Raw genomic sequence first — 13167 nt, 5'->3', positions numbered from 1 at the left:
CGGACGGCGATTTCATCCCCGCGCAACAATCGGGCGGCCGGCCCCGGGGTCCGGGCCCGCCGCCCAGGCCCGGCAGCTCACCTGATCCGTGGCCCGGCAGCTCACCTGATCCGTACCCGCAGGAAGTAGAAGCGGGTCGTCTGGGCGGGGCTCTGGTTGTCGTCACTCACCAGCGTCACCCTCAGGGCGCCGTGGTCACGGTCCGTGACGGCCATCCCCTCGATGTTGTCGAGCAGCGGGTTCGGCTGGGGCTGCTTCGCGGTGGCGCCCAGCGACGGGCAGGCCGCGATGTCCGCGAGGAGGGACTTCCGCATCGGGCGGACGCCGGCCGGCCGCTCCGACCCGCTGATGTCGGCCGCGTGGCGCGGGTCGGCCAGGTACAGGCGGACGGTGTTGCCGGCACCGGCGGTGAAGCCGCGCTCCAGGACCAGCAGCCGGCCGTCACCGGTCGCCTGCACCTCGGGGACGCCGAGGCCCGGATCGGTGCGGTAGGCGTACTGGGCGGCGAGACGGAAGCGGCCCGCGCGGCGCTCCCAGGTCTGGAAGCGGACGGTGTCCGCCGGGTCGCCGGTGAGCGGATACTCCATCGACGCCAGCAGGGTGCGGCCGCCCGGCAGCAGGGTCAGCCCCTCGAAGGTGCCGTTGGCCCGCGCGCGGCCGGCCGGGGCGACCCGCAGCGCGTCCGGCACCGGCAGGCGCTCCAGGATCCGGCCGTCGGGGCCGTAGCGGCGCACCGACGGCTCGGTCTCGGAGGTGATCAGCCGGCTGCCGTCCCGGTCGATCGCCAGGCCCTCGGAGTCGAGCGGCGCCCCGCTCTCGTCGGCGAGCGGCACGACGGACGTCGGGGCGAGCGTTTGCCCGTCCAGGCGGAAGAGGGCGGAGCGGTCGGAGAGGGCCGCGAGGGAGCCGTCCCGGTCGACGGCGAGCGCGGAGAGGTTGCCGGTGAAGGTGCCGTCGTACGTCGTCTTGTCGAGGGCGTCGGAGAAGCCCCGCAGGGTCACGGCGGGCGAACAGGCGTGGTTTTCCTGGGCGTTGGCGGGCCCGGCGGCGGTCAGGGAGGCGACCACCGCCAGGCCGGCGAGTACGGGGCCGAAGCGCATGCCGGTCACCGTAGGCGGGTGCGGTGACCGGCGCGAGACCGCGTGATGAGACGTCAGCCCTGCGGCGGGACCGCGACGAACGCCTCGCTCGGCCTGCTGGTCGGCGCGTAGCGGGCGGTGGCGGCCGGCACCAGGTCCTTGTGGATGGCCTTGGCGACGTTCTGGATGGTGGTGACGCCGTAGCTCATGGTGCTGTTGTCCTGCGTCAGCACCGTGATGGTGTAGTCGTGGCCGGCGCCGTTGAAGGTGCCGAGGCTGTGCACCCGCCAGCCGTGCGTGGCCCGCTGCAGCCAGCCGTTCTTGACGTGCACGGCGACCGAGGAGGGCGCCCCGGCGGGCGTGCCCCAGCGCTGCGAGGAGACGACCTGCCCCATCAGCTTCAGGATGTAGGCGCGGGCGTTGTCGCTGAGGACGCTGTTCTTCGCGGTGACGAGCTTGAGGAGCTTCTGCTCGTCGGTGACGTTGATCTGGGTCAGACCCCAGTAACCGCCGCTGCCGGGCGTGGTCTTCGTCATCCCTGCGGCGGCGAGGAAGCCCTTGATCTTCGTCAGGCCGAGCTGCTTCCACAGCGCGCTGGTGGCGTTGTTGTCCGACTGAGTGATCATGGCCTTGGCCAGGGAGCTCTCACGGTCGGTCAGATACCGGTTGTGCTTCTTCGCGTCCCACAGCAGCGTGGCGAGGACGGTGACCTTGACGGTGCTCGCCGAGTCGAAGCTGCTGGTGGCGCGCAGCGTGCAGGTCGTGTTGGTCGTGCGGTCGTAGACGCCGAGCGCGACGGTGCCCTTGCGGCCGGCGAGCGCGCCCGTGATGTCCTTCTGGAGTTTGGCGGCGAGGCCGGCCTTGGCCGACGTACAGCTGACGGTCGGTGCGGCGGCAGCGGCTGGTGTGGCCGCGACCACACCCGGAACGAGAAGGCCCGCGCCGACGGCGGCCGCCAGCAGACGGGCGCGCCTGGATATCCCCTGAGTCATGCCCCTGTTGACGCACGAGTTCGACCGAATGGTTGTACGGATCGACGGATGTGACGAAAACGGGGCGACTCAGGGGGTCAGGTTGCGGCAGGTGACAGGACGTCAGCGGTGGGCGAGGAGCGTCAGTCCAGGTGGGTCGGCGCGAACATGCGCAGGACGGCGGGCAGTACGACCACGGCCGGGCCCGGCGCGGCGAGCGCCTTCGCCAGGTCCGCCTCCAGGCTCTCCGGCGAGGTGCGCACGCCGGGCACCCCGAAGGACTCCGCCAGCGCCACGTAGTCCGGGCGGGTCAGCTCGGTCGCGGTGGCCTGGCCGAAGGCGTCGGTCATGTACTCGCGCAGGATGCCGTAGCCGCCGTCGTCGACGATGAGCCAGGTGACGTTGAGGTCGTACTGGCGGGCCGTGGCCAGCTCGGCGATGGAGTACAGCGCGCCGCCGTCGCCGGAGACCGCCAGGACCGGGCGGGTCGGGTCGGCCGCCGCCGCGCCGAGGGCGGCCGGGAAGCCGTAGCCGAGACCGCCGGCGCCCTGCGCGGAGTGCATGGCGTTGGGGGCCTTGGCGTCGAAGGCGGACCACGCCCAGTAGGCGAGGATCGTCATGTCCCAGAAGGAGGGCGCGTCGGCCGGCAGGGCGCGGCGCACGGACGCGAGCACCTGCTGTTCCAGGGTGAGGTCCTGGGCGTCGATGCGCTCGCGGACCTTGGCGAGCAGGTCCCGTACGCGCTCGGGCGCGCTGGTGTCGGGGCGCTCGGTGACCGTCTCCAGCAGGGCCTGGAGGGCGAGCCGGGCGTCGGCGTGGATGCCGAGCGCCGGGTGGTTGGACTCCAGCTTGCCGAGGTCGGCCTCGATCTGGATCACCCGGCCGCGGGGTTTGAACGTGTGGTAGTTCGAGGAGAGTTCGCCGAGCCCCGAGCCGACGACCAGCAGGACGTCGGCGTCCTCGAGGAGGTCGGTGGTGTGCCGGTCCTCCAGCCAGGACTGGAGGGACAGCGGGTGCTCCCACGGGAAGGCGCCCTTGCCGCCGAAGGTCGTCACGACCGGCGCCCGCAGCGTCTCGGCGAGCGCGCGCAGCTTGCCCGAGGCGTCCGCGCGGACCACTCCGCCGCCCGCGATGATCGCCGGGCGCTCGGCACGGGAGAGCAGGTCGGCGGCCACGGCGGTCAGTTCGGGGCGCGGGAGGAGTTCGTCCGGGGTGGCGTCCAGCGCCGTCACCACGGGCAGGTGCGTCTCGGCGAGCAGCACGTCCTGCGGGATCTCCACCCACACCGGGCCGTGCGGGGCGCTCAGCGCCGACTTCCAGGCCGCGGCGATCGCGGACGGGATCTGCGACGGGGTGCGGACGGTGTGCACGGACTTGACGACACCGCGGAAGGAGGCGGCCTGGTCGGGCAGTTCGTGCAGATAGCCGTGGCGGCCGCCGCCGAGGCCGGCCGTCGGGATCTGGCTGCTGATGGCGAGGACGGGGGCCGAGGCGGCCGCCGCCTCCTGGAGCGCGGCCAGGGAGGTGAGGGCTCCCGGGCCGGTCGACAGCAGCAGCGGGGCCGCCTCGCCGGTGATCCGGCCGTAGGCGTCGGCGGCGAAGCCCGCGTTGTTCTCCACGCGCAGGCCGACGTACCTGAGGTCCGAGCGGCGCAGGGCGTCGAACATGCCGAGGGCGTGCTGGCCGGGCAGGCCGAAGACGGTCGTCGCGCCGAGCCCGGCCAGGGTCTCCACGACCAGGTCTCCGCCGTTGCGCCCGGCGGGCGGATTCAGTGCGGCCTCCGTCTGGGCGGCGGTCGGACGGAGCTCCAGGTCGTGGTCGTGGGTCACTTGCCCTCGTTCTCCTTGCGGGCGGCCGCGATCTGGCGGCTCATGATGGTGGTCAGTTCGTACGCGGTGTGGGAGGCCGCGACCGAGGTGATCTCGGCGTGGTCGTAGGCCGGGGCCACCTCGACGACGTCCGCGGAGACCAGGTTGCACGAGGCCAGGCCGCGCAGGATCTCCAGCAGCTCGCGGGAGGTCATGCCGCCCGCCTCGGGGGTGCCGGTGCCGGGGGCGTGGGCCGGGTCGAGGCAGTCGATGTCGATGGAGATGTACAGCGGGCGGTCGCCGATGCGCTGGCGGAGCTGGTCGGCGATCTCGTCGGCGCCGCGGCGGTAGACGTCGGCGGAGGTGACGATGCCGAAGCCCATCTTCTCGTCGTCGGTGAGGTCCTGCTTGCCGTACAGCGGGCCGCGGGTGCCGACGTGGGAGAGCGCCTCGGTGTCGAGGATGCCCTCCTCGACGGCACGGCGGAACGGGGTGCCGTGGGTGTACTCGGCGCCGAAGTAGGTGTCCCAGGTGTCCAGGTGGGCGTCGAAGTGGAGCAGGGCGACGGGGCCGTGCTTCTTCGCGACGCTCCTCAGGAGGGGCAGCGCGATGGTGTGGTCGCCGCCGAGGGTCATCAGGCGGGCGCCGGTGCCGAGGAGGTCGTCGGCGGCGGCCTCGATGGTGTCGACGGCCTCGTTGATGTTGAAGGGGTTCACCGCGATGTCGCCGCCGTCGGCCACCTGCGCGAGGGCGAACGGGGAGGCGTCCTGCGCCGGGTTGTAGGGGCGCAGCAGCCGGGACGCCTCGCGGATGGCGTTGCCGCCGAAGCGGGCGCCCGGCCGGTACGAGACGCCGGAGTCGAACGGCACGCCCACGACGGCGACGTCGGCGCGGCCGACCTCGTCGAGGCGGGGCAGCCGGGCGAAGGTCGCGGGACCGGCGTACCGCGGGATGCGGGACGAGTCGACGGGGCCGCGGGGCGTCTCGTTGCTGCTCATGGTGAACTGCCTTCTTTCCTACGCTTCTTCGCGTATGTACTGCTTGGTCCTGACGACTCTACTGGTGAGCCGGGACCGGTTCGGACACGGGTTCGGGGGCCCGGCCGGCCAGGCGGTCGCGCCAGGCGGCCAGGACCGCCTCGTCGGTGGGCTTCGTCGCCAGGGAGACGACGACGTAGGCGGCGAGGGAGGCCAGCAGGCCGTAGTAGACGGGTTCGTTGGCGAGGATGCCGTAGCCGGCCATCAGGCCGATGACGGCGAGACCGCCGACGATCACGGCGGCGAGCGCGCCCTGCACGGTGCCGCGCTTCCACAGCAGACCGCCGAGGATCGGCACCAGCAGACCGCCGACGAGCAGGTTGTACGCCACGGTCAGCGCCTCGACGACGTTGTTCAGCGCGATGGCCGTGCAGATCACTGCGACGCCCATGATGAGGATGAAGGCGCGGTTGCCCTTGACCTCGTCGTGCTCCTCGCCGCCGCGCTTGACGACACCGCGCAGCCGGGACCAGATGTCGTTGTTGGCGACGGTGGCGCAGGCGATCAGCGCGCCGGAGGAGGTGGACATCACCGCGGCGAGGGCGGCGGCGAGCACCAGTCCGCGCACGCCGATCGGGAGTTCGTCCTTGACGATGGTCGCGAAGGCGTCGTCGGGGCTGCCCAGCTTGGGGTACATGACCTTGGCGGCGGTGCCGATGACGGCGCCGGCGAGGGCGTAGACCAGGCAGTAGGTGCCGGCGACGGTGCCGCCGTAGCGGGCGGTCTTGTCGCTGCGGGCGGTGAACACGCGCTGCCAGATGTCCTGGCCGATCAGCATGCCGAAGGTGTAGATCAGCACATAGGTGAAGATCGTCTCGCCGCCGATGCCCAGCGGGTCGAAGTACGAGGTCGGCAGCTTGGCCTTCATCTCGGAGAAGCCGCCGGCCTTGACCACCGCGATGGGCAGCAGCAGGAGCAGCACGCCGATGGTCTTCACGACGAACTGGACCATGTCCGTCAGGGTGATCGACCACATGCCGCCGAGCGTGGAGTAGGCGACGACGATCGCGCCGCCGAGGATGATCGCGACGGTCCGGTTCATGTCGAACAGGACGTCGAAGATCGTGGCGTAGGCGATGGTGGAGGTCACCGCGAGCATCAGGGTGTACGCCCACATGACCACGCCGGAGATGACGCCGGCCCGGCCGCCGTAGCGCAGGTCGAGCATCTCGGAGACGGTGTAGACCTTCAGCCGGGCGATGCGCGCCGAGAAGAAGACCGACAGGGCGAGCAGGCCGAGGCCGATGGTGAAGACCATCCAGGCGCCGGAGAGGCCGTACTGGTAGCCGAGGCCCACACCGCCGATGGTGGAGGCGCCGCCGAGGACGATGGCCGCCATGGTGCCGGAGTACATCGCGGGCCCGAGGCGGCGGCCCGCCACCAGGAAGTCGCTCTTCGACTTGGCGCGGCGCATGCCCCACCAGCCCATGGCCAGCATGCCGGCCAAGTACAGGACGATGACTGTGTAGTCGACGGCCATGGGTCTCCTTCCACCGTTCTCGGTGGCGTGTCGTGAAATGCGGGGAGAGTCGGCAGCGGTTCGCGGGGACATCCGCCCGTACCCGCGGCTGCCGGTTCCCGACTGACACTAGGTGGCCGAAAAGCGACTGCGAAGTGTACGTTTCCTCCATTCGTACGACCGGAGAGTGGAGGGAGTGCACACCATGCCGGAGCAGGCCGTACCCCCCACACCACCGGTGCCCCTCACGTCACTCCTGGCCCGTGAGGACCTGGCCCTGCGGCAGATCGCCGGGCCCCGCGATCCGGGTATCGCCATCCGCTGGGCGCATACCTCCGAGATGGCCGACCCCTTCCCGTACCTGCTCGGCGGCGAGCTGCTGCTGACCGCGGGCGTGCACATCCCGGAAGCGGCCGGGAGCGGCGGCTACTTCGACGACTACGTCTCCCGGATCGTCGCCGCGGGCGGCGCCGCCCTCGGCTTCGGCGTGGCGCCCGTGCACGACACCGTGCCGCGCGCCCTGGTGGAGGCGTGCGAGGCGCGGGGGCTGCCGCTGCTGGAGGTCCCGCCACAGACCACGTTCTCCGGGGTCGCCCGGGCGGTGTGGCAGCTGATGGCACAGGCCCGCCTCGCCGAGCTGCGCCGGGTGACCGAGGCCCAGCAGTCCCTCGCCGCCGCCGCGGCCCGCCCCGACCCGGTGCCGTCGGTGCTGCGCCAGCTCGCCCAGCGGGTGGGCGGGCGCGCCGTGCTGTACGGCCCGGAGGGTGCCCGGATCGCCGAGGCGGGCCGGGAGCAGCCCGAGGAGGCCATGGGCGCGCTGACCGAGCTGGCCGGCGTGGTCACCCGCCGCTCCACCACCACCGCCACCGACACCGCCGCGGGCGTCCATCTCGCCGCCTACGCCCTCGGCGCCGGCCAGGGCTTCGCGCTCGGCGTCGCAGCGCCGCAGCGCGACCCGGCCGACCACACCATCGCCTCGGTCGCCGCCGTCCTGCTCACCCTGCTCACCGGCGAGCACCAGAGCGGCACCGGCGCCGCCCGCTCCTCCGCCCTGGTCCGGCTGCTGCTGGGCGCGGCGCCCGAGGAGGTGGCCGCCCTGCTCGGCGCGGACAGCCGCGTCGTCGTGCACGCCCTGCCCGACGGCCAGGCCCCGGACCCGGTGGCCGCGTCCGCGCTCGGCGCGGCCCTCGGCACCCCGCTGGTCGACCTGGCCGACGACGTCGTACGCCTGCTGGTGCCCTCCGCACACGAGGTGCCGGAACAACCCGGCTGGACGATCGGCGTGAGCGCGCCCGCCTCCCCCGCCGACTGGGCGGCCGCCGACCGTCAGGCGGCCCGCGCGCTGGCCCGTGCCCGCGCCGGCCGCACCCCGCTGGTCCGGCACGACACCCGGCCGGCGCTGGCCGACCTGCTGCCCGCCGAGGAGGCCGCCGCGCACGCCCGAGCGCTGCTCGCCCCGCTCACTCCCGCGCTCACCGGGACGCTGCGCACCTGGCTGTCCCTGCACGGCAGCTGGGACCGCACGGCGCTCGCCCTGTCCGTGCACCGCAACACCGTCCGCCAGCGCATCGCCCGCTGCGCGGCCCTGCTGGACGCCGACCTGGACGACACGGACGTCCGCATGGAGCTGTGGCTGGCGCTGAAGCAGGTGTGAGGACGGCCGGGTGACCCATACGGTCCGTCGGCCGGCACGTGACGCGCGTCCCAGCGGCCGGTACGCCATCGGCTCGCACAGCGATCTGCCTCACAATGGGGACCATGCCGATACCCGGGACGCCCAGCCGCGCCGAACTCGTCGCCCACCTCGTCCGCACCCGCATCGCGGGCGAGGTCGCCACCCCCCGCGAGAACAACCTCTCCCACTACCGGCAGCTGGCGAACGGCAACCGTCACTACTGGCTCGGCCTGGAGCTCGGCGACCGCTGGAGCGACGAGCAGGACGTCCTCGCGGTGATGGCGGAACGGGCCGGCGTCAACGACGACCCCGAGTACCGCTACGGCCAGGACACCATCGACCCGGAGCTGACCGTCGACGCCCTGGACCGCCTGGCGGGACGGCTGCGCAAGGCGGCCGACGGCGGGCAGCGGGTGCTGTTCGCCACCGGGCACCCCGGCGGCCTGCTCGACGTGCACCGGGCCACGGCCGCGGCGCTGCGTGCGGCGGGCTGCGAGATCGTGGTCATCCCCGAGGGGCTCAGCACCGAGGAGGGATACGTCATGCAGTTCGCGGACGTGGCGGTGCTGGAACACGGGGCGTCGCTGTGGCACACCCACTCGGGTGAGCCGATGCGGGCCGTCCTCACCGGCCTGGAGCGCGAGGGCCGCCCGCTGCCGGACCTGGTCGTCGCCGACCACGGCTGGGCCGGGTACGCCGGACAGCACGGCGTGGACTCCGTCGGCTACGCCGACTGCAACGACCCCGCGCTCTTCCTCGCCGAGGCCGAGGGCACCGTGCAGGTGACGGTGCCGCTCGACGACCACGTGGTCAGCCCGCGCCACTACGACCCGATGACGGCGTATCTGCTGGACCAGGCCGGTCTGGCGTGACCCCCGCTCCGGGCTCGGAAGACGGCGCCGGCCTGCCCGGAGTGGGATCCAGGTAGACCCGGCCGATCGCGGGGAACAGCTCCCGCAGCCGCCGTTCGGCCTGCTCGCAGGCCCGCTCGACCTGCGCGGCCGTGGACACGTCCCGGAAGTCGACCTTCGCCGCCACCAGGGCCTCCTGCGGCCCCTGCACCAGGGTGGTCAGTTCGAGTACGGCCTCGATCTCGTCCACCGCCAGCAGCTCCGCCCGGATCCGCTCCCGCACCGGCCTCGGCAGCGGCCGCCCGATCAGCAGCTCGGCGTTGGAGCGGCCCAGCACCCAGGCGACGTACAGGAGCAGCACGCCGATGCACAGCGACGCCAGCGCGTCCCACACGCCCGAGCCGGTGAGCTGACCGCCGAGCAGCCCGAGCGCGGCGAGCACCAGGCCGACCAGCGCGGCGGAGTCCTCCAGCACGACGGCCTTCACCGCCGTGTCGGGGGTGCGCCGCAGGTAGTGCCGGAACGGCACGTCGAGCCGGGCCGCCTCCCCGCGCGCCTGCCGCACGCCGGTGCGCAGCGAGAAGCCCTCCAGCAGGAAGGCCACGGCGAGGACGACGTACGACACGAGCGGGTCGCCGAGTTCCTCGCCCGCGAGGAGGGTGTGGACGCCGTCGTAGAGGGAGAAGACGGCGCCGCCGACGAAGGTGGCGACGGCGGCGAGCAGCGCCCAGATGTACCGCTCGGGCCCGTAGCCGAGGGGGTGGTCCTCGTCGGCGGGTTTCTCACTGCGTTTGAGGGCGGTGAGCAGCAGTACCTCGGTGACCGTGTCGGCGACCGAGTGCGCGGCCTCGGACAGCATCGCGCTGGAGCCGCTGATCACCCCGGCGACCGCCTTCGCCAGGGCGATCCCGAGATTGGCGAGGGCGGCGACGATCACGGTGACCGTGGACTCGCCGCCGGGACGCCCGTCTTCCGACTGCTGCTGTGCTGAGGCCATGCCCCTCAGTGTTCCCGCAGGAGCCGTCAGTCCTCCCGGGGAACGCGGACCACGCCCTCCTGGATCACCGAGATGGCCAGCCGCCCGTCCTGCGTGTAGATCCGCGCCTGGCCCAGGCCGCGGCCGCCGGAGGCCGACGGGGACTCCTGGTCGTACAGCAGCCATTCGTCCGCCCGGAAGGGCCGGTGGAACCACATGGCGTGGTCCAGCGAGGCGCCGACCACGTCGCCGACCGCCCACCCGCCGCGCCCGTGCGCGAGCAGCACCGAGTCGAGCAGGGTCATGTCGGAGACGTAGGTGGCGAGGACGACGTGCAGCAGGGGGTCGTCGTCGAGCTTGCCGTTGGTGCGGAACCACACCTGCGAGTGCGGCTCGCGCGGCGCGCCGAAGCGGCCGTACGGCGGCTCGTCCACATACCTGAGGTCGATCGCCTCGCGCGCTTCCAGGAACCGCTCGACGACCTCGGGTGCGAGGTGGTCGTAGCCGCGCAGCCGCTCCTGCGAGGTGGGCAGCGCGGCCGGGTCCGGCGCGGGCGGCATCGGCGCCTGGTGGTCGAGGCCCTCCTCGTACGCCTGGAAGGAGGCGGACAGGGAGAAGATCGGCCGGCCGTGCTGGATCGCGACCACGCGCCGGGTGGTGAAGGAGCGGCCGTCGCGGATGCGCTCGACGTCGTAGACGATGGGCGCGCCCGGGTCGCCCATGCGCAGGAAGTACGCGTGCAGCGAGTGGGGGAGCCGGTCCGCGGGGACCGTCCGCCCGGCGGCGACCAGCGCCTGCGCCGCGACCTGCCCGCCGAAGACCCGGGGGACGACGGCGGAGCGGGAGCGGCCGCGGTAGATGTTCTCCTCGATCGGCTCGAGGTCGAGCAGATCGAGGAGATCCTGGAGTGCCTGGCTCATGGCAGTAGTTGTACCGGCCAGCGATTCCCGGTGTCCTACAGACCCATGTCCTTGGCGATGATCGTCTTCATGATCTCGCTGGTGCCGCCGTAGATGCGGTTGACGCGGTTGTCCGCGTACAGGCGGGCGATCGGGTACTCGTTCATGTAGCCGTAGCCGCCGTGCAGCTGGAGGCAGCGGTCGATGACCCGGTGGGCGACCTCGGTGCAGAACAGCTTGGCGGAGGCGGCCTCGGCGGGGGTCAGCTCGCCGGCGTCCAGCGCCTCGGTGGCGCGGTCGGCGACGGCCTCGGCGGCGTCCACCTCGGCCTGGCAGGCGGCCAGCTCGAACTTGGTGTTCTGGAAGTGCGCGACGGGCTTGCCGAAGACGGTGCGCTCCTGCACGTACTGCTTGGCGAACCGGACGGCGGCCTTGGCCTGCGCGTAGGCGCCGAAGGCGATGCCCCAGCGCTCGGAGGCGAGGTTGTGGCCGAGGTAGTAGAAGCCCTTGTTCTCCTCGCCGAGCAGGTCCTCGACGGGCACCTTGACGTCGACGAACGCCAGCTCGGCGGTGTCGGAGGTCTTCAGGCCCAGCTTGTCCAGCTTGCGGCCGACGGAGTAGCCCTCGGACTTGGTGTCGACGGCGAACAGGGAGATGCCGTGACGGCGGTCCTCGGCGGTCGGCGCGGCGGTACGGGCGCACACGATCACACGGTCGGCGTGCACACCACCGGTGATGAAGGTCTTGGCGCCGTTGAGGACGTAGTGCGTGCCGTCCTCGGAGAGCTTGGCGGTGGACTTCATGCCGGCCAGGTCCGAACCGGTGCCCGGCTCGGTCATGGCGATGGCCCACATCTCCTCGCCGGTGACGAACTTCGGCAGGAACCGCTTCTTCTGCTCGTCGGTGGCGAGCATCTTGATGTACGGCAGGGCGAGCAGGACGTGCACGCCGGAGCCGCCGAACTGCACGCCCGCGCGGGCGGTCTCCTCGTACATGACGGCTTCGAACTTGTGGGTGTCCAGGCCGGCGCCGCCGAACTCCTCCGGCACGCTGATGCCGAAGATGCCCAGCTCACCGAGCTTGTAGTAGAAGTCGCGCGGGGCCTGGCCGGCGGCGAACCACTCGTCGTAGACGGGGACGACCTCGGCCTCGATGAAGGCGCGGAGGGTCTCCCGGAACGCCTCGTGATCCTCGTTGAACACCGTACGGCGCACGGCCGCCACCTCCACGTACGTCGACTGTCTAAGCGCTTGCTCAGACCAACGGTACCGGCGAGTAGGGACTGCGTCCAGAGAGGGTGGGGGGTAACGCTGGTCACGCCCCGGCCCAGCGGCAACCGCCCCGCCCGTCCCGGCGTCGCACAGGGCATGCACCTCGCATGGCTCTTCTCGCTCATCCCGCTGACCGTCGGCGCGGGTTTCCTCGCCTTCGGCGTGTCCGGCCTGCGCCGCGCGGAAACCCTGCGCCGCACGGGCGTCACGGCACAGGGCCGGATCGTCCGCCACGACGTCCGGCGCAGCGACGAGGGCGCGCGGTACCACCACCCGGTGGCGGCCTGGACGGCCCTGGACGGCCGCGAGCACACCCACGTCTCCCGCTTCGGCCGCGGCGCGGTCGGACCCAGCTTCGGCGTGGGCGCCGCGGTCGTGATCCGCTACGACCCGGCGAAGCCCAGCCGGTTCATCATCCAGGGCTGGGACACGCCGGCGGTCGACAAGCTGTTCACGGCACTGGGAGCGGCGCTCACCGCGGGCACGGTCGTGGTGGTGCTCGTACTGGCCGTCACCCTCTGAGGGCAGCGCGGGGGGTCATTCGTCCTCGGGCCTGAGCCGCAGGACGGCTTTCTGGTCGAAGTCCTGCCGATAGACGACGGAACCCTGCCGGTACCAGACCCGCATGCCGTCGAGACCGTCCTGCGGCGCCCCGGTCACCTTCACCCGGGCCAGCAGGCAGACGTCGGCACGGCCGTGAGCGGGCACGCGGACCGGCCGCTCGCTCAGGGTCCGGGCACCGCCCGCCCCCAGTTCGAACGACGCGTCGTCGCCGACGCCGAGCATGCAGATGCCGTCCTCGTCGCCGGTCGTCACGCCGTAGCGCAGGACCCGCAGCCCTTGCGGCACGTGCAGCCACCGGACCCGCAGCACGGTGAGCGGTTCCGCGCCGACGTTGTCCGGCAGGAACATGCTCACCCAGTACTCACCACCCACCCGGACATGCTCGGAGCCGATCTCGTCGCTCCCGGCCGCGTAGAGCCCCCGCCCCTGCGCCCAGGCCCGGGGCCCGTCGCCACCGGCGGCGACCGCCAGCGCCCCCAGAACGGCGAGCACGACGACACCGCGCCGCACACCCGCTCTCACCACTCCCCCACGGATGGCGACCATCGCCACTCCCCCCTGTTGATCATTACGGAGG

The 13167-nt window shown here is 72.5% G+C and carries 12 protein-coding genes; 3 read left to right on the top strand and 9 right to left on the bottom strand.

Going from position 1 to position 13167, the window contains the following annotated elements; translation table 11 throughout:
• Nucleotides 1-101: 101 nt before the first annotated feature.
• From ACZ64A_RS26035 to ACZ64A_RS26015, 5 genes are all read right to left on the bottom strand, one after another.
• A complete protein-coding gene (locus ACZ64A_RS26035) occupies nucleotides 102-1100 on the bottom strand; it encodes an esterase-like activity of phytase family protein (protein WP_469813550.1) in 999 nt (332 codons plus the stop codon).
• A 53-nt stretch (nucleotides 1101-1153) separates the two neighbouring features.
• Complete coding sequence (locus ACZ64A_RS26030; protein ID WP_469813548.1) at nucleotides 1154-2071, bottom strand: serine hydrolase; 918 nt, start codon at nucleotides 2069-2071, stop codon at nucleotides 1154-1156.
• A gap of 122 nt (nucleotides 2072-2193) precedes the next feature.
• Entirely contained in the window at nucleotides 2194-3879 is a 1686-nt protein-coding gene (locus ACZ64A_RS26025; RefSeq protein ID WP_469813546.1) for a thiamine pyrophosphate-binding protein, read from the bottom strand.
• Nucleotides 3876-4856, bottom strand: a complete 981-nt coding sequence (speB, locus tag ACZ64A_RS26020) for an agmatinase (RefSeq protein ID WP_363268861.1) — start codon at nucleotides 4854-4856, stop codon at nucleotides 3876-3878. The genes ACZ64A_RS26025 and speB overlap by 4 nt, the downstream gene beginning before the upstream one ends.
• 58 nt (nucleotides 4857-4914) lie before the next feature.
• Nucleotides 4915-6375 (bottom strand): sodium:solute symporter family protein, encoded by a 1461-nt coding sequence (locus ACZ64A_RS26015; RefSeq protein ID WP_469813545.1) that lies wholly within the window; start codon nucleotides 6373-6375, stop codon nucleotides 4915-4917.
• Between the two features lie 184 nt (nucleotides 6376-6559).
• On the opposite strand from ACZ64A_RS26015, the gene ACZ64A_RS26010 reads away from it, so the two are divergent.
• Complete coding sequence (locus ACZ64A_RS26010; protein WP_469813543.1) at nucleotides 6560-8008, top strand: PucR family transcriptional regulator; 1449 nt, start codon at nucleotides 6560-6562, stop codon at nucleotides 8006-8008.
• Nucleotides 8009-8112: 104 nt separating this feature from the next.
• Nucleotides 8113-8901, top strand: a complete 789-nt coding sequence (locus ACZ64A_RS26005) for a phosphatase (protein WP_469813541.1) — start codon at nucleotides 8113-8115, stop codon at nucleotides 8899-8901.
• Here ACZ64A_RS26005 and ACZ64A_RS26000 read toward each other — a convergent pair.
• From ACZ64A_RS26000 to ACZ64A_RS25990, 3 genes are read right to left on the bottom strand one after another with little or no spacing between them, the layout of a single operon-like run.
• Entirely contained in the window at nucleotides 8840-9877 is a 1038-nt protein-coding gene (locus ACZ64A_RS26000) for a cation diffusion facilitator family transporter (RefSeq protein WP_469813540.1), read from the bottom strand. The genes ACZ64A_RS26005 and ACZ64A_RS26000 overlap by 62 nt on opposite strands.
• 26 nt (nucleotides 9878-9903) lie before the next feature.
• The gene (gene tesB, locus ACZ64A_RS25995; RefSeq protein ID WP_469813539.1) at nucleotides 9904-10776 is read right to left on the bottom strand and encodes an acyl-CoA thioesterase II; all 873 of its coding nucleotides are present in this window, start codon (nucleotides 10774-10776) and stop codon (nucleotides 9904-9906) included.
• A gap of 35 nt (nucleotides 10777-10811) precedes the next feature.
• Complete coding sequence (locus ACZ64A_RS25990) at nucleotides 10812-11969, bottom strand: acyl-CoA dehydrogenase family protein (RefSeq protein ID WP_469813537.1); 1158 nt, start codon at nucleotides 11967-11969, stop codon at nucleotides 10812-10814.
• 153 nt (nucleotides 11970-12122) lie between these two features.
• Here ACZ64A_RS25990 and ACZ64A_RS25985 point away from each other — a divergent pair, with 153 nt between their 5' ends.
• On the top strand, nucleotides 12123-12548 hold the full coding sequence (locus tag ACZ64A_RS25985) for a DUF3592 domain-containing protein (protein ID WP_469813536.1): 426 nt from the start codon (nucleotides 12123-12125) through the stop codon (nucleotides 12546-12548).
• Nucleotides 12549-12563: 15 nt separating this feature from the next.
• On the opposite strand, the gene ACZ64A_RS25980 is transcribed toward ACZ64A_RS25985, so the two are convergent.
• The gene (locus tag ACZ64A_RS25980) at nucleotides 12564-13136 is read right to left on the bottom strand and encodes a hypothetical protein (RefSeq protein ID WP_469813534.1); all 573 of its coding nucleotides are present in this window, start codon (nucleotides 13134-13136) and stop codon (nucleotides 12564-12566) included.
• Nucleotides 13137-13167 lie beyond the last annotated feature (31 nt).

It is taken from the genome of Streptomyces sp. NPDC104814, from assembly GCF_055583185.1.
The sequence above is the reverse complement of the archived record's forward strand: the minus strand, read 5'-3'. Positions and strand labels throughout refer to the sequence as shown.